A 22,194-nucleotide genomic window follows, 5' to 3' on the forward strand; every position below is an offset into this window, starting at 1 on the left:
TCGGCCGGCTGGCTGTGCATTCGCCCTGTGGTGCGAACGTACACCGCTTCAATCCAGAGATGCAGTTTGGATTGAGGACGCCGAGAAAACAAGCCGACCGACCGATCCGGCGTTCAGTGGCCCGCCCTTGCCGGCGCGGGCGGCCCATACGCCTCGGGCTTCTTCCCCTCCGTCTGCTCCCGATCGCCCGCCAGCACGCGCTGCACCGAGACGAAGAACACCGGCACCATCAGCAGCGCCAGGATCACCACCGCGATCATGCCGCCCATCACGACGCTGCCGAGCGCCTGCTGGCTGGCGCCGCCGGCGCCGTGCGCGATCGCCATCGGCAGCACGCCGCAGATGAAGGCAAGGCCGGTCATCAGGATCGGGCGGAAGCGCAGGCGGCAGGCTTCGATGGTGGCGTCCACCAGCGGCTTGCCCGCTTTGCGCAGATCCTTGGCGAATTCGATGATCAGGATCGCGTCCTTGGCGGCGAGACCGATGATGGTGATGAGGCCGACGGTGAAATAGACGTCGTTGGGCAGGCCGCGCAGCATCGCGGCGATGACCGCGCCGACGATGCCGAGCGGCACGGTGAGCAGCACCGCGAGCGGAATGGTCCAGCTCTCGTAGAGCGCGGCCAGACACAGGAACACCACGAGCACCGAGAGGCCGAGCAGGAACGGCGCCTGCGAGCCCGACAGCTTCTCCTGCAGCGACTGTCCGGTCCATTCATAGCCGAAGCCGCGCGGCAGCCTGCCCGCGAGCCGCTCCATCTCGGCGATGGCGTCGCCCGAGGTGAAACCGGGCCTGGCTTCGCCGGAGATGCGCACCGCGGGATAGTAATTGAAGCCGGCGATCTGCGTCGGGCCGCGCGCCCATTCCACCGTGGCGAAGGACGAGAACGGCACCAGCTGGCCGCGGCTGTTTTTGACGTTGTAGTTGAGGATATCCTCGGTCCGCATGCGGTCGCGGCTATCTGCCTGCACCACGACGCGCTGCATGCGGCCGCGGTTCGGGAAGTCGTTGATGTAGTTCGAGCCGAGATTGGTCGAGATCGTGTTGTTGATGTCCTCGAAGGTGACGCCGAAGGCGCCGGCCTTCTCGCGGTCGATCACGAGATTGACCACGCCCGCCTCGGGCAGGCCCTCGATATAGACCTTCTGCAGCACCGGGCTCGCATTGGCGTCCGCGATCAGCTGGTCGGCCGCGCGCATCAGGGCGGAATAGCCCTTCTGGCCGCGATCCTGGAGGCGGAACGAGAAGCCCGAGGAGTTGCCGAGATTGTCGATCGGCGGCGGCTGCAACGCGGAGATCTTGGCGTCGCGGATCGACGCCCCCAGATCGCGGTTGATGTCATTGACGATCGCCGCGGCGGAATCCTTCGGCCCGCGCTCGGACCAGTCCTTCAAGGTGATGAAGGCCTGCGCGGTGTTCATGCCCTGGCCGGAGAAGCTGAAGCCGGTAAGGAAGGTGACATCCTTCACGCCCGGCCGCTCGGCGAGATATTTCTCGACCTTCTCGATCACGGCTTCCGTGCGCGGATAGGAGGAATCCGATGGCGTCTGCACGTCGGTGGTGACAAAACCCTGGTCGTCGATGGGCAGGAAGCCGCCGGGCAAATTGATGAAGACCCAGGACAGACCCACCAGCAGCGCGGCATAGACCAGCATGAGGCGGCCGGTGCGCTTGAGCGAGAAGCCGACGGTGCGGGAATAGCGCTCCTTGCCGCCTTCGAGCATGCGGTTGAACCAGCCGAACACGCCCTTCCTGGCACGACCGTGACCGGCGGCAACGGGCTTGAGCAGGGTCGCGCACAGCGCCGGGGTCAGCGACAGCGCCAGGAAGGCGGAGAAGCCGATCGCGGCGACCATGGTCACCGAGAACTGGCGGTAGATGATGCCGACCGAGCCCGGGAAGAACGCCATTGGCACGAACACCGCCATCAGCACCAGGGTGATGCCGATGATGGCGCCCGATATCTGCGACATCGCCTTGCGCGTCGCCTCCTTCGGCGACAGTCCCTCCTCGCTCATGATGCGCTCGACATTCTCGACCACGACGATGGCATCGTCGACGAGGATGCCGACCGCGAGCACCATGCCGAACATCGAAAGCATGTTGATGGAGTAGCCGGCGAGCAGCAGCGTGGTGCAGGCGCCCAGAAGCGCCACCGGCACCACGATGGTCGGAATGATGGTGTAGCGGATGTTCTGGAGGAACAGGAACATCACCACGAACACCAGCACCACCGCTTCGACCAGCGTCGACAGCACTTTCTTGATCGAGGCCTCGACCACTGGCGTGATGTTGTAGGGGATCTCGTAGGTGATGTTGGCCGGGAAGAAGCGCGACAGCTCCTTCATCTTCTCCTCGACCGCGCTCGCGGTCGCCAGCGCGTTGCCGGTCGGCGACATCAGCACCGAGAGACCGGCGGTCGGCTTGCCGTTGAGGCGCGTGTTGAACTGGTAGCTGAGGCCGCCGACCTCGATGCGCGCGACGTCGCGCAGGCGCACGGTCGAGCCGTCGGCATTGGCGCGCAGGATGATGGCGCCGAATTCATCGGGCGAGGAGAGCTGGCCCTTGACCAGGACCAGCGCGGAGGTGCGCTGGGTCGCGGTCGACGGCTCGGCGCCGATGCTGCCCGAGGCGACCTGCGCGTTCTGCGCGGCGATCGCCTTGTTGACGTCGTCCGCGGTCAGGCCATAGCCGACGAGCTTTGCCGGATCGACCCAGACGCGAAGCGAGCGCTCGGTCGAATAGAGCGTGGCGCGGCCGACGCCGGGGATGCGGCGGATCTCGCCGAGCACGTTGCGGATCATGAAGTCGCCGAGGCCGACCTCGTCCAGGCTGCCGTCGGTCGAATTCAGCGTGATGATCTGGAGCACGGCGCTGGATGCTTCCTCGATCAGGATGCCCTGCTGGATCACCGCGCGCGGCAGGCGCGCCTCGACGCGCTTGATGCGGTTCTGCACCTCGACCGAAGCCGCACTGGTATCGGTGCCCGGCTGGAAATTGGCGATGATCTCGACCTGGCCGAGCGAGTCGCTGGTCGATTCGAAATTGAGGATGCCGGAGGCGCCGTTGAGCTCCTCCTCGATCAGGCGCGTGACGCTGTTGTAGAGGTTTTCGGGCGAAGCGCCGGGATAGCTGGTCGAGATCGAGATCGAGGGCGGCGCGATGATCGGATATTGCGCGATCGGCAGCAGCGGTACCGCGATCGCGCCGATCAGACAGATGAACAGCGCGACTACCCAGGCAAAGATCGGCCTGTCGATGAAGAAACTCGGCATGGCGGATTACCGCGTGACTTTCTCGGCGTGCCGGTTGTCCGCGGTCGCGTCCGCCTCCGACCAGGATTGCGGCTTGACCTTGTCGCCGGCTGCAAACTTCTGGAAGCCTTCGACCACGACCTTGTCGCCGGCCTTCAGGCCCTCGGTGACGAACCAGAAGCCGTCCTGCACCGAGCCGGTGCGTACCGGCTGCACCGCAATGCGGTTGTCGTCCTTGACCACGAACACCTCACTGCCGCCGCCGCCGTTGCGCTGGATCGCCTGCTGCGGCACCGCGATGGCATCGGAGTCGAGGCCCTGGTCGATGCGAACGCGGACATACATGCCCGGCAGCAGCTCGCGCTTCGGATTGCGGAACTCGCCGCGCAAGGTCACCTGCCCGGTATGGGCGTCGACCTTGGCGTCGGAGAACAAGAGCTTGCCGTCGAGCGAATAAAGCGTGTTGTCGTCGAGCACGAGGCGGACCTTGGCGGCATCGGCGGCGATCCGCTCGAGGTCGCCGCTCTCGAAGGCGCGGCGGAGCTGGTTGAGCTCGGTCACCGACTGGGTGAAGTCGGCATAGATCGGATCGAGCTGCTGGATGGTGGCAAGATTGGTCTCGTTCTGCACCACGAGCGCGCCCTCGCTGACGAGGGCCGCACCGACGACGCCCTCGATCGGCGCGCGCACGGTGGCATAGTCGAGATTGAGTTTTGCGCGGGCGAGCTCAGCCTTGCGGCCTTCGACCTCGGCCTGGGCCTGGCGCTCGGCGGCCACCGCCCTCTCGTTCTCGGCCTCGGGCGCGGCGCGCTGGCTGGTCAGCGTGGCGATACGGTGCGCCTGCTGCTTGGCCTGCATCAGCGCAGCCTCGGCCTTGGCGAGCGCGGCCTCGTTGGCCATCACCTCGACCTCGAACGGACGCGGATCGATGCGGTAGAGCGGATCGCCGGCCTTCACCTCGCTGCCCTGGCGGAACAGGCGCTCGACCACGATGCCGGAGACGCGCGGGCGCACCTCGGAGACCCGGGTCGGCGCGATACGGCCCGGCAGCTCGCGCACCACGGCACGGGCCTGCTGCTTGACGACGACGATGCTGACGTCAGGGTCCGCCGGCGGAGCGGCGGAGACGGCCGAGCTCGATTCCTCGCAAGCTGCGAGCAGCGGCGCAAAGGCCGCGAGCATCATTGCAACGCATGCCGATCGCGCGCGAAGTCCTGACATGAAGTTAAGTGCCTCGAGGTTGTTGAAAACTGATCACACGCCGCGCCGGCCGTTCTGGACAAATCCGCGCGGCTCGTGCCGTCAAAATAGAATGGACTTGCTGCGACGCAACGCGTGCGGCGGGCGGCTCAATGTCACACGGACCTATCGCGCTGACTTCTGGAGGCTTTTCTGGACTCACCGGATTGTGAGTCCGGCTCCATCACGGCGTGCTGCGACGGAACATCGCAATCACCCCGCGGCTCTCATCCGATACCGGCTGACGCCCCATTCGGTTCCGTGGGCATAGCCGAACAGGCCCGAGGTCGCGAGCAGGAACCAGCGCCAGCGGCGCATCCAAAGGCCGGCCTCCTCGCCATGGACGTTGCGCAAGCACGTTTCGATCGCGTCGCGATGCGCATCGAAATTGGCGAGCCAGTCGTTCCCGGTGCGCTGATAGTGCGTGCCGCTCCAGCACCATTCCTTCTCGACCGCGAAGATGTCGTCGAACTGCCTGACGAGGTGATGGCTCGGCATCAGCCCGCCGGTGAAGACGTGCTGGGCGATCCCGTTCTCGCGATCGATCCGGTCGAACAGATCGGAGCCGGCGCGATGCGTGGCGATGTGCATGAAGAAGCGCCCCTCGGGGGCGAGCCACGACCGCAGGCGCGTCATCAGCTTGCGCCAGTTCATGACGTGCTCGAAGGTCTCGACCGCGACGATGCGGTCGAACGCGCCTTCGGGTGCGAACACGCACATGTCCGCATCGACCACTCGCAGGTTCGACAGCCCGCGCAGCCGCGCCTGTTCCGCGACATAGGCTCGCTGCGCCTGCGAGTTCGACACCGCGGTCACCGTCGCGTGCGGAAAACGGCGCGCCATCCACAGCGACAGCGAGCCCCAGCCGCAGCCGAGCTCGAGGATGGCCTGGCCGTCGGCAATGCCGGCATGCTCGACGGACTGCCGCAGCGCCTCCTCTTCCGCCTCCTGCAAGGTGGTCGCGTCGGACTTGTAGAAGCAGCAGGAGTATTTGAGGTTGGGGCCGAGCAGCTGCGCAAAGAACGCTGCCGGCACTTCATGATGTCCGGTATCGGCCTCGCCAGCGATCGGCCGCAGGATCATCCGCCCGGCGAAGGCGGCATCGTCGGCTGCATCCAGCGCGGACAGGCGCGAGGCCGTGCGCGAGCACAGGCGCTGGATCGCGGCGCGGATCACGACGTCGGGCAGCGGCACGCGTTCGGCAGTCCCGATGATGGCGGAGACAACGCTCATGCGACCACTCCCTTGGCAGATCTCGCGGGGGCAGCGGAGGGGAAGAACGGGCAGGTACCGGCAACGACTAGGGTAGCCCCAGGGCACCGGCGGCCTTGGGGGATGGCGAACTCTTGCAGACGACGAGATATCAAAGCACGGTTTCCGCTTTGGGTTCCGGGCACTGTCCACGAAATCGGCGCATCCGGCGCTTTTTTTGGGCCGGCGCTGTGCCATAGTGCGCACTGCAATCAAGTTACGGATGATACCGGCCATGCCGCCTGGCGCCTCGCCCCGCTCCTCCATGGATATCGAGTACACGAAACTGTCCTCACCCAGCGTCTTCCTGGTGCGGATGCTGGTCTTCCTGGTGCTGTGCACCCTGGTGGGCGTGGTGCTCTACAAGCAGATCATCCAGGCCTTCTTCGCCAATCCCGGGCTCAATGCCCTGATCGGCGGCGTGCTGTTCATCGGCATCATCCTGGCCTTCCGCCAGGTGATCCGGCTCTATCCTGAGGTCTCCTGGGTCAACAATTTCCGCATCGCCGATCCTGGCCTCGCTCCGTCCCGGCACCCCAAGCTGCTGGCGCCGATGGCCGCGATCCTCGGCGGCGAGCGCTCCGGGCGGATGAGCATCACCCAAACCACCATGCGGCACCTGCTCGATTCGATCGCGACCCGCCTGGATGAAGCCCGCGACATCTCGCGCTACATGACCGGGCTGTTGGTCTTCCTTGGCCTGCTCGGCACCTTCTGGGGCCTGATCGAGACGGTCGGTTCGGTCGGCAAGGTGATCGACGGGCTGAAGGTCGGCAGCGATTCCGGCGCCCTGTTCGACACCCTGAAGGAGGGCCTCGCCGCCCCGCTCGGCGGCATGGGCATCTCGTTCTCCAGCTCCCTGTTCGGCCTGGCCGGCTCGCTGATCCTGGGCTTCCTGGATTTGCAATCGAGCCAGGCGCAGAACCGCTTCTACACCGACCTCGAAGACTGGCTCGCCACCACCGTGCGCGAATATGGCAGCGGCGAAGTCCCCGTCCCCGCCGCTGGCGGCGGCGTCGCCGGCGGCGAGCTTCAGGCGGCCGTCGAACGCTTGCGCTCCGTGCTCGAGGAGGGCAGCGCCAGTCGCGGCACCACCGCGGCGATGGCAAGCCTTGCCGAAGCCATCCAGGCGCTGGTCTCGCATATGCGCACCGAGCAGCAGATGATCCGCGAATGGGCCGATGGCCAGGGCGAGCAGAACCGCGAGATCCGGCGCCTGCTGGAACGGCTCGCGCGCCAGCCAGAAAAGGGCTGAAGACCGGAAGGTTTCGTGCCCCGGACGCGATGCAGCACCGGAAGCGCGTTTAGGCGCGTCTTCGCCACGCTATGGTGATGCATCGCTGAGCCGGGACCTGGAGACGAGAATGGATCCCGGCTCTGCGCAGCAGCGTTGCACGCTGCAGCGCATCCAGGACACGAGAGAAGAAGCGGAGAACGATAAATGGCTCTAGCGCGCGGCCGCCGCAGCGAAGGCGCCTTCAACTACTGGCCCGGCTTCGTCGACGCGCTGTCGACGCTGGTGCTGTCGATCGTGTTCCTGCTTTCGGTCTTCCTCGTCGTGCAATTCTTCCTGTCGCAGGAGGTGACAGGCAAGGACAAGGCGCTGGAGCAGCTCAATGCCAAGATTGCGCAGCTCAACGAGCTGCTCTCGCTGGAGAAGCTCGGCAAGCTCTCGCTCGACGACCAGGTCGCGCAGTTGAAGGCGGGCCTCGCCTCGGCGGAGTCCGAGCGCGACCGCATGAAGGGCCTCTATGAAGGCCTTGCCAACGCCGGCAATGACGCGCAGGGCAAGACCGCGGAGCTCGGCAAGGCGCTGGACTCGGAAAAGGCGGTCTCGGCGCGGGCGCTGGCGCAGATCGAGGTGCTGAACCAGCAGATCAGTGCGCTCAGGCGGCAATTGGCGGCGCTGGAGGAGGCGCTCGATGCATCCGAGAAGCGCGACAAGGAATCACAGAACCGCATCGCCGATCTCGGCTCCCGCCTGAACGTCGCCCTAGCGCAGCGCGTGCAGGAATTGTCGCGCTATACCGCTCGGAATTCTTCGGCCGCCTGCGCGCGATCCTAGGTAACCGCCCCGACATCCGCATCGTCGGCGACCGCTTCGTGTTCCAGTCCGAAGTGTTCTTCGACACCGGACAGGCGACATTGCTGCCCGAGGGCCGCGCCGAGCTCGAGACGTTGGCGACCGCGCTGATCGATCTCGACAAGAAGATCCCGAGCGAAATTCCCTGGGTGCTGCGCGTCGACGGCCATACCGACTTGCGCCCGGTCAACGGCCCGAACTTCAAGTCGAACTGGGACCTGTCCGCGGCCCGCGCCATCTCGGTGGTGCAGTACCTGATCTCGCTCGGCGTCCCCGCCCAGCGCCTCGTCGCCGCCGGCTTCGGCGAATTCCAGCCGCTCGACACCGGCAACACCGAGGAGGCCTACAAGCGCAACCGCCGCATCGAGCTGAAGCTGACGGAGCGGTAGCGTGAGGGGCGCGCGATACTCACCGCACCGTCATGGCCGGGCTTGTCCCGGCCATCCACGATCTTCGCTCTGCACCGATAGAAAGGCGTGGATGCCCGGGACAAGCCCGGGCATGACGACCTTTGTAAAATGAGTACCATCCACCTCCGCCCTTACCTTCCCGAGGACGAGGCAGCCTCGATCGACCTCTGGCATCGCACTTGGCAAGAGGCCTATCCGCAGATCGATTTTGCCGCGCGGCTCACATGGTGGCGCGAGCGCTGGCGCAAGGATCTGGTGCCCAACGCCCAAATCATCGTCGCCGAGCAGGACGGCGCGCTGACCGGCTTCGTCACCATCGACGGCGAAGGCTATCTCGACCAGCTCGTGGTCGATCCAGATCAGTGGGGCTCGGATGCGGCGCGACTGCTGGTGGATGAGGCGAAACGGCTGTCGCCATCGCGCATCACGCTGCTCGTCAACAAGGACAATGCCCGCGCCATCCGCTTCTACGAGCGCAACGGCTTTAGCCACGCCGGCGACGACGTGAACCCGACCTCGGGCCGGCCGGTGCTGAAGATGATCTGGCGGGCGTGATCTGGCGGGCGTGATTCCAGTCACGCGGGGATCCCGCCGCGTCGGTTATTCGTTGTGTCAGCGATGGCAGGCGGATGGAGACAATCGATGAAGCTGAGCGAGCTCGCCAAGGGATCCTCGGTGATGCTGGGCGTCATCGTCGCCGGATTTTTATCGACGACCTATGTCGACCAGCACTTTGCAACATCGAGCGCCGCTCCGCCGACGAACAGCCCCGGACCGTCGGCCTGCGTGGACACGGACGGAAGCTGGAAGAATTGGTCGTGGCCGAATGTGCCGGCGCTGTCGCCGAAGTGCCAGTGAGCGCGGCTCGAAAACGAGCCGTCATGCCCCGGCTTTCGCGGGCGATGACACGTGAATGAGGCGGCGTCTCACGCCCCCTCGAACTGCAACCTCGCCAGCCGGGCGTAAAGCCCGTTCGCCGCGACCAGCTCGGCATGCGTGCCCTGCTCGACGATCCTGCCCTGGTCCATCACCAGGATGCGGTCGCAGGAGAGGACGGTGGCGAGGCGATGCGCAATGACGAGCGTGGTGCGGTGACGCATCAGCTCTTCCAGCGCGGTCTGCACCAAGGTCTCGCTTTCGGCGTCGAGCGCGGAGGTGGCTTCATCGAGCAGCAAGAGCGGGGCATCGCGCAGAATGGCGCGGGCGATCGCGATACGCTGGCGCTGGCCGCCCGACAGCGTCACGCCGCGCTCGCCGAGCGGGGTCTCATAACCTTCGGGCAGGCGGCGGATGAACTCGGCGGCGTGCGCGAGCTCGGCCGCGCGCTCGACCTCGGCATCGCTCGCATCGGGCCGGCCGAAGCGGATATTCTCGCGGGCGCTTGCCGCGAACACGTTGGACTCCTGCGGCACCAGCGCGATGCGGGAGCGGAAATCGCGCGGATCGGCAGCCTTCACCGGCACGCCATCGAGCGAGATCGCGCCGCTGCGCGGATCGTAGAAGCGCAAGAGCAGATGGAAGATCGTGCTCTTGCCGGCGCCGGAGGGACCGACGATCGCGACCTTCTCGCCGGGGCGAATGGTGAATGAGACGGCGTCGAGCACATTGACGTCGGGCCGCGCGGGATAAGCGAAGCTGACATGGTCGAAGCCGACCTCCCCGCGCGCCGGCACCGGCAGGGCGCGCGGCGATGCGGGCGCTGCGATTTCTGGCTGCACGTGCAGGATCTCGAACAGGCGCTCGGCTGCGCCCGAGGCCGCCGCGACCTCGCCCCAAACCTCGCTGAGCTGGCCAAGGCCTGCCGCAGCGAAGGCGGCATAGAGCACGAACTGGCCGAGCCGGCCCGGCGTGATGGTGCCGGTCAAGACGTCATGCGAGCCGATCCAGAGGATCGCGACCACGCTTGCGAACACGATAAAGATGATGACGGCCGTCAGCACCGCGCGCGCCTGCGTCGAGGTCCGCGCGGCCTCATAGGCCTGCTCGACCTCGCCGCCGAAACGTTTCGCGGCCAGCCCCTCGCTGGTATAGGCCTGCACCGTGCGAATGGCGCCGACCAGCTCGCCGGCATAGGCGGAGGCATCGGCCAGCGTGTCCTGCGCATTGCGCGACAGCCGCCGCACCCAGCGGCCGAAGGCAACCAGCGGCAGCACGATCAGGGGAATGGCGAGCAGCACGAAGCCGGAGAGGCGCGGGCTGGTGATCACCATCATCGCCGTGGCGCCGACGAACATCATGAGATTGCGCAGCGCGATCGAGACCGAGGCACCGACTGCGGATTTGATCTGGGTGGTGTCGGCGGTGAGGCGGGACACCAATTCGCCGCTGCGCGCGGAATCGAAGAAGGAAGGCGAGAGCGAGAGCAGATGGGCAAAGACGTCGCGCCTGAGATCGGCGACGATGCGCTCGCCGATCGTCATCACGAGATAATAGCGCGAGGCGCTGGCGAGCGCGAGCACGGCGACCACTGCGATCATCACCGAGAAATAGCTGTTGATCAGCGCGATGCCTTCCGGCGAGAGACCGAAATCGATCATCCGGCGCACCGCGACCGGCACCAGCAGCGTCGTCAGCGCCGCGATCGTCAGCGCGACGAAGGCGAGCGCCGCGCGGCCGCGATAGCGCGCCACATAGGGCGCCAGCGCCAGCAGCGGCCGCAGCCTGGCGCGGCTCTTGGCGGGCTGCTCGATCAGCTCGGCTTCGATCGACGGGGCTTCCGCCTGTGCGCTGTCGCGCTCGTCGCGGTACTGGTCGTCAAGCCGTTCCACAGCGCTCATGAGATCCGGACCCAGGGAGACAAGTCAGCTCCACATAGGCCGGTGCAGGAGGAGTGGCAAATCCGGGATGTCCCTTAAGGGTGGGCCCGGTTCTTAAGTCCCCACAATGGCTTGTTTTAGGGGACCTCGTGGGGTATAGAGCCGCCCAAATCCGTCATTCAATAGTCACTCAAGCAAGGCGCCGGGCGCCGAGGAATTGCCATGAAAGCCGAAATTCACCCGAATTATCATACGATTACGGTCGTCATGACGGACGGAACCGAGTACCAGACCCGTTCGACCTGGGGTAAGGAAGGCGACAAGCTGCACCTCGACATCGACCCGAAGTCGCACCCGGCCTGGACCGGCGGCTCGGCCCAGATCATGGATCGCGGCGGCCGCGTCTCGCGCTTCCAGAAGAAGTTTTCGGGCTTTCTCAAAAAGGATTGAGCCGGCCCGCAAGGGTTGGAACGCAAAGCGCCCCTGGCAAACCAGGGGCGTTTTTGTTTTGGGGGATGCCGCAATGTCGCTACCAGGCCCGTCATCCTGAGGCGCGAGTGGCGCGATGCAAAGCATCGCGCCGGAGCCTCGAAGGATGAACGGCCGAGATGCAGCCGGGCCGTCGCCCTTCGAGGGCCGCTGAAGAAGCGGCCACCTCAGGGTGACGGTTCGACGTTGAGGAACGACGACAGAGCTTACCGCTCGAACGCGGCCTTGAGCGCGTTGAGGTGCGGCACCAGCGGGTTTCCGATTGCGGCGTGGTCGGTCGGCGGGGTGTGGATCGAGGTGTCGAGACGGCGGACGCGTGTCTGCAGGCTCATCGAGCGGTGGATCAGGTCCTGGAGCTGGGCCGGCAGCTTCTCGATGGTGTCAGCGGGGCCGGGATCGGCGGCGGTGAGCTTGACCTTGGTCTTCTCGCGGTTGGCCTGGACCAGCGTCATCTCGCCTTCCTTCACCGCGCGGTGCAGCAGCAGCCAGGAGGCGAGCTGCATCAGGCGGGTGGTGAGGCGCATGCTCTCGGTCGCGTAGGTCAGGCTGACGGCACGGTCGAGCGCCTTGGCCTCGGTGCGGCCGGCGCCGTCGAGATAGGAGGCGGTCTCTTCGACGAGGTCCATGCCCTCGCGGAACAGCGCGCCGAACGCCGCAGAATTGGTGAACCGCTCGCTGAGTTGAACGAGAGCGCCGTCGGCCTGCAAACGTTCCATGGTTAACGCCCCTTACGCAACTGTTTACCCACCCGGCTTTTGGCGCCGGCTTATGATGAACAAATCATTGCGCGGGCGAAGCGCGGAGTCCAGCGGCAAGCGCGGATATGGTTTCTGCGGGTCTTTCCTCGGAATTCAACCGATGGGAGAGGCAAAAAAAGAGCCGCCGGAGACCGGCGGCTTTGAAAGTTGATAACAGGGAGGCGTCAAACAGAGTGGACAGGAGCCACTCGGTGTCCAAAGAGGACGTTCCAGTCATAAAGCGAAAAGCTTAATCCGGAGTAAACGAGCTAATTTTTTGAGGGTTCGTTAGCCATGTCGGCCAGAGGCCGAGTGCGACGCGGAACGATCTTCCCGCCGTCATTCCGGGGCGCGACGAAGTCGCAAGCCCGGAATGCGAAGATGTGGCCCCTCACTATCGTGCCCGTTTCGACGTCCTGTGGTTATCGATTCCAGGCTCGGCGCTACGCGCCCGCCCCGGAATGACGGCGGGGAGAGATCGCACCACGCGCGCCAAGTCACTCACATCCTATGACTTGAAAAAGCTGTTCGCCGCATCGCGCGAGGCGCGCTTCTTGGTGGCGGCTTCTTCGAGCCTGGCGATCTCGGTCTTGAGCAGAGCCACACGTTCGGTCAGTTCCTCCACTGACAAGAGTGAGAGATCCTGTCCGATTTCATGGCTGATCTTCTTGCGCGGGCGGTCGTCGTCCTCGATCGGCATGCTCGTTCCTCCTGGGTTCGTCCCACCTGCAGCTAACCTGCAGCTGAGGCGGTTGCCAGCTTCGGCCGCGCTGGCTAAGCAAAGGCCTCGCTCTTCCCGCACCTTTGCTCAAGGACACATCATGGACAAGCTGCCCGCGCAAATGACCGTGGTCGCCATCTCCAAGCCCGGCGGACCGGAGGTGCTGGTGCCGGAACAACGCCCTGTGCCGCAGCCCGGTCCGGACGAGATCCTGGTCAAGGTCGAGGCCGCCGGCGTCAACCGGCCCGATGTGGCGCAGCGCTCCGGCGCCTATCCGCCGCCGCCCGGCGCCAGCGATCTGCCCGGCCTCGAGATCGCCGGTGAGGTGGTTGCGGTCGGCAGCAACGCCAAGCGGCACAAGATCGGCGACAAGGTAATGTCGCTGGCCGCCGGCGGCGGCTATGCGCAGTACTGCATCGCGCAGGACGCCCAGGCGATGAGCGTGCCGCCGGCCTTGTCGATCAAGGAAGCCGGCGCGCTGCCGGAAACGTTGATGACGGTCTGGCACAACGTGTTCGAGCGCGGCGGCCTGAAGGCCGGCGAGACGCTGCTGATCCATGGCGGCTCCTCCGGCATCGGCACCATGGCGATCCAGCTCGCGAAAGCGTTCGGCGCAAAAGTGTTCGTCACCGTGGGATCGCAGGACAAGGTCGATGCCTGCCTCAAGTTGGGCGCCGACCGCGCCATCAATTACAAGACCGAGGACTTCGTCGCTGTCGTCAAGGAAGAGACTGGCAAGGCCGGTGTCAATCTGATCCTCGATATGGTCGCCGGCGACTATGTGGATCGAAACTATGACGCCGCCGCGGTCGACGGCCGCATCGTCCAGATCGCGACCCTCAACGGCCCCAAGATCACCGCCAATATCGCCAAGGTGATGGTCAAGCGCCTCACCCATACCGGCTCGACGCTGCGCCCCCGTAGTAATGCGGACAAGGCAGCGATGGTGGCCGCGATCGAAGCGAAAGTGATGCCGCTTTTGCGCGAAGGCCGCGTCAAACCGGTAATGGACAGCTCTTTCCCGCTGGAAAAGGCGGCCGATGCGCACCGGCGCATGGAGACGAGCGCACATATTGGCAAAATTGTGTTGGAGGCCTAGGCCGCTGACCCACAGGGGACGGCGGAAACCCTTTGATTTTCCTCGCTTTCGTGGCATCTATCGCGACGCGCCGAACCACTTCCGGTCCGGTCTGAAATCGTCTTGCACTCGCAATTTGCGTCGAACGCGGAGAACTGACCTTGCGTCTGATCAGGTGCCTCGCGCCCATCGCGCTGGGCCTCATGATTCTTGTCGCCGCGTCCCCTGCACGCGCGCTGGATGCTGTCAGCGTCCGTAGTGACGCGCCCGCGATCGACCTCACTGGCGTGCTCGAACATCAGCGCAGCGACGCCGACCGCATCCAGGTTTCGACCGCGCCCGGCACCGACGGCATCGTTCGCCGCATCGAGGTGCGCGCCCGCGAGGGCGGCGTGAACTGGGTGGTGTTCGCGCTCGCCAACAACACCGACGACCAGCTCGACCGCCTGATCGTCGCCCCGCACTATCGCATCGTCTCATCGGGCCTGCTCTGGCCCGACCTCGGCCTGTCGCGTATCGCAACCATCACGCCTTCGATCGGCGACCGGCCCGAACGTCAGGAAAGCGCAACCGCGGACGTGTTCCGCATCACGCTCGATCCGGGCGCCGTTGTCACCTTTGTCGCCGAGCTGCGCACCGACAAGCTGCCGCAGCTCTATCTGTGGGAGCCGGAGGCCTACAAGGACAAGGTCAACTCGTTCACGCTGTACCAGGGCATCGTGATCGGCATCTCCGGGCTTCTCGCCCTCGTGCTCACGATTCTGTTCGTGGTGAAGGGCAGCATCATGTTCCCGGCCGCCGCGGCGCTGGCCTGGGCGGTGCTGGTCTATATCGGCGTCGATTTCGGCTTCTGGGGCAAGGTGCTCGACATGTCGAACAACGCCGAGCGCATCTGGCGCGCGGCGGGCGAAGCGATATTGGCGGCGACGCTGCTGGTGTTCCTGTTCGCCTATCTCAACCTCAGTCGATGGCATGTGCGCTATTCGCACATCACGGTGGGCTGGCTGGCGTTCCTCGGCTCCCTCGTCGCACTCGCGCTGTTCGATCCGGCTGTCGCCTCCGGCATCGCCCGCATCTCGCTGGTGCTGATCGCCTTCGCGGGTTTTGCGCTGATCGTCTATCTCTCCACCCACGGCTTCGACCGCGCGGTGCTGCTGATCCCGACCTGGTTCCTCCTGGTGGTCTGGGTGGTCGCCGCCGGCATGACGGTGGCGGGCTCCGTCACCAACGACATCGTCGGCCCTGCCCTGCTCGGCGGCCTCGTGCTGATCGTGATGCTGATCGGCTTCACCGTCATGCAGCACGCCTTTGCCGGCGGCGGCGCCAGCACCGGCGTCGTCTCCGACATCGAGCGGCGCGCGCTGGCGCTGGCCGGCTCCGGCGATCTGATCTGGGACTGGGACGTCTCCGCCGACAAGGTCTTCACCAGCCCCGAGACCGAGGCCCTTCTCGGCCTCAAGCGCGGCACGCTGGAAGGCCCCGCGGCCTCGTGGCTCGAGGTGCTGCATCCGCTCGACCAGGATCGTTTCCGCGCCGCGCTCGACAGCGTCCTGGACCAGCGCCGCGGCCGCCTGGTGCAGGACTTCCGCCTGCGCACGCCGGACGGTCATTTCATGTGGTTCGCCCTGAAGGCACGCCCGGTGGTCGGCTCGGACGGCGAAGTCTCGCGCGTGGTCGGCACGCTCACCGACGTCACTGAGCTGCGCAACGCCGAGGAACGCCTGCTGCACGATTCCGTGCACGACAACCTCACCGGCCTGCCCAACCGCAAGCTGTTCATAGACCGGCTCGGTGCGGTCGCGCATTTCGCCAAGACCATGCCGACGCTCCGGCCGACGCTGATGGTGATCGACCTCGACCGCTTCAAGCAGGTCAACGATTCCGTCGGTATCGCGGTCGGCGATTCCATCCTCCTGACGCTCGCCCGCCGCCTCACCCGCATCCTGAAGCCGCAGGACACGCTGGCGCGACTCGCCGGCGACCAGTTCGGCCTGATCCTGCTGTCGGAGCAGGACCCGGCCCGCATCACCGCCTTCGCCGAGACCATCCGCAAGACCATCCGCGCGCCGATCGCCTTCAACGACCGCGAGATCTTTTTGACCGCCTCGATCGGCCTTGCGCTGTCCGATCCGCAGGTTCAGCTGACGGACGAGATCATCAAGGACGCCGAGCTTGCGATGTATCACTCCAAGCGCATCGGCGGCGACCGCATCGACGTCTACAAACCGGCGATGCGCGCGCGGAAGACCGACCGGCTGACGCTGGAGAGCGAGCTGCGCCGCGCCATCGAGCGGCAGGAGATCACCATCCTGTACCAGCCGATCGTGCGGCTGGAGGATCGCTCGATCGCCGGCTTCGAGGCGCTGTCGCGTTGGGATCACCCGAAGCTCGGGCGCATGGCGCCGTCGGAATTCATCACCATCGCCGAGGAGACCGGTCTGATCGTCGACCTCGGCATGTTCGTGCTCGACCAGACCGCAAAGCAACTCTCGGTGTGGCAGCGCGCGATGCGCTCGCGCGAGCCGATCTTCGCCTCGGTCAACGTCTCCTCGCGGCAGCTGCTGCGCCACGATCTGATCCACGACGTCCGCACCGTGCTGTCGCGCTCCTCGGTGGCGCGCGGCACGCTCAAGCTGGAATTGACGGAATCGCTGGTCATGGAGAATCCGGAGCACGCAGCCCAAATGCTGACGCGCATCCGCGAGCTCGGCACCGGCCTGTCGCTCGACGATTTCGGCACCGGCCACTCCTCGCTCGCCTACCTCCAGCGCTTCCCGTTCGACACCATCAAGATCGACCAGTCCTTCGTCCGCACCACCAGCCGCGGCACGCGGCCGGTGATCCTGAAATCGATCATCGCGCTCGCGCACGATCTCGGCATGGACGTCGTCGCCGAAGGCGCCGAGACCGATTCCGACGCGGTCGAGCTGTACCAGATGGGCTGCGAATACGCGCAGGGCTTTGCCTTCGGCGAGCCGATGGACGCAGACGCGGCGATGCGGCTCTTGACGGAAGTGCGGCTGGAAGCGGCGAGCTAGCCTCCCTCCCCTTCTTGAGGCCGCCCGCAAAGCGCGGGGGGTGAGGTGCCGATGAGGCCCTGCTTGATCCAGATCAATGGGCCGCGGCTCAGCTACCGCAAAAATGGCGCAGAGCATTCGATCCAGAACGGTCCAGAACGGTTAAGTCATCGAGGCCGTTGGGCTCGCCGCTGTCGTTCTCGGCGCGCCCACACGCGTCAAGCGCAACGGCTAGAATGAGCCGACCAAGCGCGTCCTTCTCAGGAGTTACGGATGACCCGGCACCTTTTCCACGCGATCACCCTCATAGGCACCGGAATGTTCCTCGCCTCGTCGGCCGAAGCCGTGACGGCGGCGCGATGCGAGGATCGAGGCGCAAACTGCATCGGCACATGTGCCATCTACACCGGCGGGGCCGGTGACTTTCGGGGCCGCCAGAACGTGTGCATGCGCGCCTGCGACCAGCAGACGACCAGATGTCTGATACGAGCACACGCCGAAGATGAACGCTGGTCCCGGTGGCGCCAATGAAACGACCTTCCCTCCAGAGGAGGGCAGCAGCGTCGCTCGCCGCACCTAGCGGCGCCGGTCGTTCTTTCGCTTCGTAAACCGCACGCTCTGGCCGTCCGGCATCCGCGTCGCCACGAAGCCGGCGGCGAGGCAGGCTTCGCGCTGCGGCATCTGGATGTCGGGGCTGCGCAGGCTGTCCCACCACGAGGCGCGGTTCGCCGCGCGCGGCAGGGCCGCGCCGATGATCTCCTCGATCTGTTCGAAGGTCAGGACGAATTCGGCCTGCTTCTGCCGCATCAGATAGTCGCGCAACGCATCGTAGTCGTTCACAATCGTCCTCTCGTCAGGGCTAGGTCTCTTCACACGAGACCTGCCGAAAAACGCTAGCCCATTAAACCGATTCTTAACTCATCGCGGCTTCGCCGTCGCGGCTTAAACACTACGCAAGCTTTCGGGCGCATCCATCAGGGTCGGGAGCAAGCGATGCTGTCTGGATGGCGCGAAGTCACGGCCCGCCGGCCGTGGCGCATTTCGGCGAAGCTGCTGATCATTTCGTCCGTCGTGACGGTGATCGGCTTTTCCGCCATTTGCGTCAACGTCATGCTGGACATGCGGCGCGGCGAGGAGGCGCTCGCCCGCCAGACGCTGGAGAACCTCACGACGACCATCGAGTCCGACATCAGCCGCAACATCGAGGTCTACGATCTGTCGCTGAAGGCGGTCGCCAGCAACATGCTGCTGCCCGAACTCGCCACGGTTTCCAAGCCGATCCGTCACCTGATCCTGTTCGACCATGCGGCAACGGCGAAGCATTTCGGCGCCATCCAGGTGTTCGATGCCGACGGCCGGCTGACCATCGACGCCTCCACGCTCGATCCCCTGCCGGAGAACCGCGGCGAGGAGGATTACTTCACGGTCCATCGCGACAATCCCGGCATCGGGCTCTTCATCAGCCGGCCGATGCTGTTCCGCGGCGCCTATTCGATCGTGCTGAGCCGGCGTATCAGCGACAACGACGGCGGTTTCATGGGCGTCGTCGCCGGCTCGATCCGCTTCAGCTATTTCCACGAATTGTTCGAGCGGCTGAGCCTCGACGCGGACGACACCATCACCGTTCTCAAGCGCGATCGCACCATCATGATGCGGCGGCCGTTCGATCTCGACATCATCGGCAAGAATTTGAACGGGCGCCAGACCTGGAAGCCCGGCAATCTCCGGGTTGGCACCGCCTATTCGGGGCAGGGCCCGGTCGATCCGACGCCCAGGCTCTATGTCCGCAGCGCCGACAACGGTCCGCTGTTCGTGGTGGCGGGCAAGCCGCTCGCGGCGGTGTTCGCGCTCTGGCAGAGGGAGGCGTTTCGCATCGGTGCCGTGGTGCTGGCGCTGGCGCTGTTCATGCTGGCATCGACGCTCGTGCTCGCGCGCGAGATCGGCCGGCGCGCCACGGCTGAACGCAAGCTCGAGGAGATGGCGACGACGGATGCGCTCACCGGCCTGAAGAATCGGCGCAAGTTCGATTCGGTGATCGACGTCGAATGGCGGCGCGCGATGCGACAGAAGACGCCGATCGCGCTCCTGATGATCGATGCGGATCACTTCAAGGCCTACAACGACACGTTCGGCCACCAGGCCGGCGACCAGGTGCTGGTCGGCATCGCCATCTGCATCTCGGATTCGGTGAGCCGCGCCGGCGATTGCGCCGCGCGTTATGGCGGCGAGGAATTCGCGGTGCTGCTGCCGAATACCTCGGCCACCGACGCGTTCAAGGTCGCCGAGAGCATCCGCGCCAAGGTGCAGGGCTGGTCCGATGACCAGGCGACATCGACCGTGTCCTGCGGCATCGCCAGCCTGGTGCCCGCGAGCGGCATGGACTGGTCGATCCTGGTCGCCGCCGCCGACAAGGCGCTCTATGCGGCGAAGGCAGGCGGGCGCAACCAGTCGGTGGTCGCGAGCCTGCCGAAGCTGTCGCTGGTGGCGTGAGGCTAGGCAGTCATTCCGGGGCGATGCGAAGCATCGAACCTTGAATCTCGAGATCCCGGGTTCGGTCCTGCGGACCGCCCCGGGATGACATCGAAGGCGTGCGCCTTCGATGTCACTGCCCCAGATACTTCTTCATCTCCGCGATCAGCCCATCGCGCAGCTCGGGGCGCTTCAGGGCGTAGGCGATGTTGGCGCGGAGGAAGCCGGGCTTGGAGCCGCAATCGTGGCGCTCGCCCTCGAACTCGACTCCGTAGAATTTCTGCGTCTTGGCGAGGCCGATCATGGCGTCGGTGAGCTGGATCTCGCCGCCGGCGCCGCGTTCCTGGGTCTCCAGGATCTTGAAGATCTCGGGCTGGAGGATGTAGCGGCCGGTGATCGAGAGATTGGACGGCGCGGTGCCCTTGGCGGGTTTCTCCACCATGCCATCGACCTCGAACATCTTGCCGTTGCGCTTGCCGACGCCGCAGATGCCGTATTGATGGGTGAGATGGTCGGGCACGGCCTCGACCGCGATCAGATTGGATTTCTCGCCGAGCGAGGACGCCGTCTCGATCATCTGCTTCAGGCAGCCCGGCGTGTTGAGCACGAGCTCGTCCGGCAGCACCACTGCGAACGGCTCGTTGCCGACGATGTCGCGCGCGCACCAGACCGCGTGGCCGAGCCCGAGCGGCGCCTGCTGGCGGGTGAAGCTGACCGCGCCGGCATCCGGCTGATTCTGCGCCAAAATCTCCTGCTCGGCCTTCTTGCCCCGCGCGGCCAGCGTGGTGTCGAGCTCGAACATCCTGTCGAAATGATCTTCGATGACATTTTTATTGCGGCCGGTGACGAAGATGAAGTGCTCGATGCCGGCTTCCTTGGCCTCGTCATACACGTACTGGATCAACGGTTTGTCGACGATGGTCAGCATTTCCTTCGGCATCGCCTTGGTGGCGGGCAGGACGCGGGTGCCGAGGCCGGCGACGGGGAATACGGCTTTGCGAATCTTCATGGGATTGATCGAATACCTGAGGAAGGGAGCAATGGTATCTTGCTAGCTTGTTTGCAGCCGCCAACAAAGGCGGATGTGGGGCCTCCCGCTCGCAGAGTTAAGAAAAAATCAGCCACCAAAATTTCACCTTTGTTAAGCTATTGGCAACCGTCGCAAGGCCTCCTGAAGGGCGGATTTTCGGCCGGACGGACAGGATATGACGCAATCGATGGCAGCACTGGCGAAACGTGCCGGATCTTTGATCGGAGTGATGATTGCCGCTGCAATGCTGCTGCCGGCCAGCGTGAACGCCCAGTCGCAAAACGGCCTGTCGAACCTGTTCGGCGGTATCTTCTCCGGCTCGAACCCTGCCCCATCGCAAGCCCCGCCCGGGCCCGGCGGCGCACAAACGGGCGTCCAACCTTGGAGCGGCGAGGACGGCGCCTCCGGCCATCCGCTGATGACGGCGGCGGCGATCCGCGAGGCGGCCTCCAATTTCGACAATTGCGTTGCGGGGATGTGGCCTGATGCCGCACGGCGCGGCATCACCCAGGAGAATTTCCAGCGCTTCACCGCCGGGCTCTCGCCCGACCTGCGCATCATGGACCTGATGGACTCGCAGCCGGAATTCACCAAATCGATCTGGGACTATCTCGACATTCTCGTCAACGACAACCGCCTCGCGAAGGGCCGCGAAGTCCTTGCCAAATACAAGGCGCAGTTCGACGCCACCGAGAAGGCCTATGGCGTCGATCGCTACATCATCGCCGCGATCTGGGGCATCGAATCCAACTACTCGACGCAGATGGGCGACCGCAGCGTGCTGCAATCGACCGCGACGCTCGCCTGCATCGGCCGCCGCCAGGCCTATTTCAAGGATGAGTTCCTCTCGGCGCTGGAGATCCTCAACCGCGGCGATCTCAGGCCTGAGCAGATGCGCGGCTCCTGGGCCGGCGCCTTCGGCCCGACCCAGTTCATGCCGACCGCGTTCAAGCGCTTTGCCGTCGACGGCGACGGCGATGGACGGCGCGACGTCGTCGACAACCCCACCGATCTGATCGCCTCGACCGCTAACAATCTGAAGAAGGACGGCTGGCAGTCGGGACAGAGCTGGGGCTTCGAGGTCGTGGTGCCCCAGGGCTTCAACTACATGCTGGCCGATCGCGCCAAGACGATGACGATCGCGCAATGGGAGAAGCTCGGCCTCAAGCGTGCGACGGGCCAGCCCTTCCCGCATCCAGCGGAAAAAGCCTATCTGCTGGCGCCGGCGGGCGCGCAAGGCCCGAGCTTTCTGATGCTGCAGAACTACCGCATCATCATGAAGTACAACCCGGCCGAGGCCTATGCGCTGGCGATCGGCCATTTCGCCGATCGGCTGCGCGGCGGGGAGCCCTTCGTGCAGCCCTGGCCGCGCCAGGAGCGCGAATTGTCGCGGAGCGAGCGGCTGGAGCTTCAGCAGTTGCTGGCCCAGCGCGGCTTCTACAAGGGCACTCCTGACGGCCAGTTCGGCGGCCAGACAAGGGAAGCCCTGCGCAACTTCCAGGCCTCGATCGGGCTGCCTGCGGACGGGTTTGCCACCTCCGACGTGCTGGACCGGCTGCGCGGGCGGTAAAAACGGCCCGAAAGTAACCCTGAGCGGCGATTCTGGCCGATCCGCGGTGTATGGCGCCAAGAATTTGCAAGAGAATTTGCCCGTTTGGCG

The 22,194-nt window shown here is 65.4% G+C and carries 17 protein-coding genes and 1 pseudogene; 10 read left to right on the forward strand and 8 right to left on the reverse strand.

What is annotated here, in order from left to right; translation table 11 throughout:
* Positions 1-113: 113 nt before the first annotated feature.
* From ACVWY3_RS26360 to ACVWY3_RS26370, 3 genes are all read right to left on the reverse strand, one after another.
* Complete coding sequence (locus ACVWY3_RS26360) at positions 114-3,275, reverse strand: multidrug efflux RND transporter permease subunit (RefSeq protein ID WP_456841063.1); 3,162 nt, start codon at positions 3,273-3,275, stop codon at positions 114-116.
* A 6-nt stretch (positions 3,276-3,281) separates the two neighbouring features.
* The gene (locus ACVWY3_RS26365) at positions 3,282-4,475 is read right to left on the reverse strand and encodes an efflux RND transporter periplasmic adaptor subunit (RefSeq protein WP_456841064.1); all 1,194 of its coding nucleotides are present in this window, start codon (positions 4,473-4,475) and stop codon (positions 3,282-3,284) included.
* Positions 4,476-4,706: 231 nt separating this feature from the next.
* Positions 4,707-5,726, reverse strand: coding sequence for an SAM-dependent methyltransferase (locus tag ACVWY3_RS26370; protein WP_456841065.1), 1,020 nt, complete (start codon positions 5,724-5,726; stop codon positions 4,707-4,709).
* Between the two features lie 253 nt (positions 5,727-5,979).
* Here ACVWY3_RS26370 and ACVWY3_RS26375 point away from each other — a divergent pair, with 253 nt between their 5' ends.
* From ACVWY3_RS26375 to ACVWY3_RS26390, 4 genes and pseudogenes are all read left to right on the forward strand, one after another.
* Complete coding sequence (locus ACVWY3_RS26375) at positions 5,980-6,999, forward strand: flagellar motor protein MotA (protein ID WP_456841066.1); 1,020 nt, start codon at positions 5,980-5,982, stop codon at positions 6,997-6,999.
* Positions 7,000-7,185: 186 nt separating this feature from the next.
* Positions 7,186-8,216 (forward strand): annotated as a pseudogene (locus ACVWY3_RS26380) (peptidoglycan -binding protein).
* A 129-nt stretch (positions 8,217-8,345) separates the two neighbouring features.
* Positions 8,346-8,792, forward strand: coding sequence for a GNAT family N-acetyltransferase (locus tag ACVWY3_RS26385; RefSeq protein ID WP_456841067.1), 447 nt, complete (start codon positions 8,346-8,348; stop codon positions 8,790-8,792).
* An 87-nt stretch (positions 8,793-8,879) separates the two neighbouring features.
* On the forward strand, positions 8,880-9,095 hold the full coding sequence (locus ACVWY3_RS26390; RefSeq protein ID WP_456841068.1) for a hypothetical protein: 216 nt from the start codon (positions 8,880-8,882) through the stop codon (positions 9,093-9,095).
* 68 nt (positions 9,096-9,163) lie between these two features.
* Here the strand turns inward: ACVWY3_RS26390 and ACVWY3_RS26395 are convergent, their stop codons facing one another.
* Positions 9,164-11,014 (reverse strand): ABC transporter ATP-binding protein/permease, encoded by a 1,851-nt coding sequence (locus ACVWY3_RS26395; protein WP_456841069.1) that lies wholly within the window; start codon positions 11,012-11,014, stop codon positions 9,164-9,166.
* 201 nt (positions 11,015-11,215) lie between these two features.
* Here ACVWY3_RS26395 and rpmE point away from each other — a divergent pair, with 201 nt between their 5' ends.
* On the forward strand, positions 11,216-11,443 hold the full coding sequence (gene rpmE, locus ACVWY3_RS26400) for a 50S ribosomal protein L31 (protein WP_027553890.1): 228 nt from the start codon (positions 11,216-11,218) through the stop codon (positions 11,441-11,443).
* 245 nt (positions 11,444-11,688) lie between these two features.
* On the opposite strand, the gene rcdA is transcribed toward rpmE, so the two are convergent.
* Positions 11,689-12,198: a protease adaptor protein RcdA gene (gene rcdA / locus ACVWY3_RS26405; RefSeq protein WP_456841070.1), complete on the reverse strand. Its 510-nt coding sequence runs from the start codon at positions 12,196-12,198 to the stop codon at positions 11,689-11,691.
* Between the two features lie 529 nt (positions 12,199-12,727).
* A complete protein-coding gene (locus ACVWY3_RS26410; RefSeq protein WP_027561141.1) occupies positions 12,728-12,919 on the reverse strand; it encodes a DUF1192 domain-containing protein in 192 nt (63 codons plus the stop codon).
* A gap of 121 nt (positions 12,920-13,040) precedes the next feature.
* On the opposite strand from ACVWY3_RS26410, the gene ACVWY3_RS26415 reads away from it, so the two are divergent.
* From ACVWY3_RS26415 to ACVWY3_RS26425, 3 genes are all read left to right on the forward strand, one after another.
* Positions 13,041-14,039 carry an NAD(P)H-quinone oxidoreductase gene (locus tag ACVWY3_RS26415; protein ID WP_456841071.1) on the forward strand — a complete coding sequence of 333 codons (999 nt, stop codon included), beginning with the start codon at positions 13,041-13,043 and terminating at the stop codon, positions 14,037-14,039.
* 140 nt (positions 14,040-14,179) lie between these two features.
* The gene (locus ACVWY3_RS26420) at positions 14,180-17,056 is read left to right on the forward strand and encodes an EAL domain-containing protein (protein ID WP_456841072.1); all 2,877 of its coding nucleotides are present in this window, start codon (positions 14,180-14,182) and stop codon (positions 17,054-17,056) included.
* Between the two features lie 252 nt (positions 17,057-17,308).
* Positions 17,309-17,566: a hypothetical protein gene (locus ACVWY3_RS26425; RefSeq protein ID WP_456841073.1), complete on the forward strand. Its 258-nt coding sequence runs from the start codon at positions 17,309-17,311 to the stop codon at positions 17,564-17,566.
* Positions 17,567-17,611: 45 nt separating this feature from the next.
* Here the strand turns inward: ACVWY3_RS26425 and ACVWY3_RS26430 are convergent, their stop codons facing one another.
* Entirely contained in the window at positions 17,612-17,875 is a 264-nt protein-coding gene (locus ACVWY3_RS26430; RefSeq protein WP_027561145.1) for a DUF7662 domain-containing protein, read from the reverse strand.
* A 153-nt stretch (positions 17,876-18,028) separates the two neighbouring features.
* Here ACVWY3_RS26430 and ACVWY3_RS26435 point away from each other — a divergent pair, with 153 nt between their 5' ends.
* Entirely contained in the window at positions 18,029-19,525 is a 1,497-nt protein-coding gene (locus ACVWY3_RS26435) for a sensor domain-containing diguanylate cyclase (protein WP_456841074.1), read from the forward strand.
* Positions 19,526-19,637: 112 nt separating this feature from the next.
* On the opposite strand, the gene ACVWY3_RS26440 is transcribed toward ACVWY3_RS26435, so the two are convergent.
* A complete protein-coding gene (locus ACVWY3_RS26440; protein ID WP_456841075.1) occupies positions 19,638-20,513 on the reverse strand; it encodes a UTP--glucose-1-phosphate uridylyltransferase in 876 nt (291 codons plus the stop codon).
* A gap of 250 nt (positions 20,514-20,763) precedes the next feature.
* Here ACVWY3_RS26440 and ACVWY3_RS26445 point away from each other — a divergent pair, with 250 nt between their 5' ends.
* Positions 20,764-22,104, forward strand: coding sequence for a lytic murein transglycosylase (locus ACVWY3_RS26445; RefSeq protein ID WP_456841076.1), 1,341 nt, complete (start codon positions 20,764-20,766; stop codon positions 22,102-22,104).
* Positions 22,105-22,194 lie beyond the last annotated feature (90 nt).

It is taken from the genome of Bradyrhizobium sp. USDA 4486 (assembly GCF_054057995.1).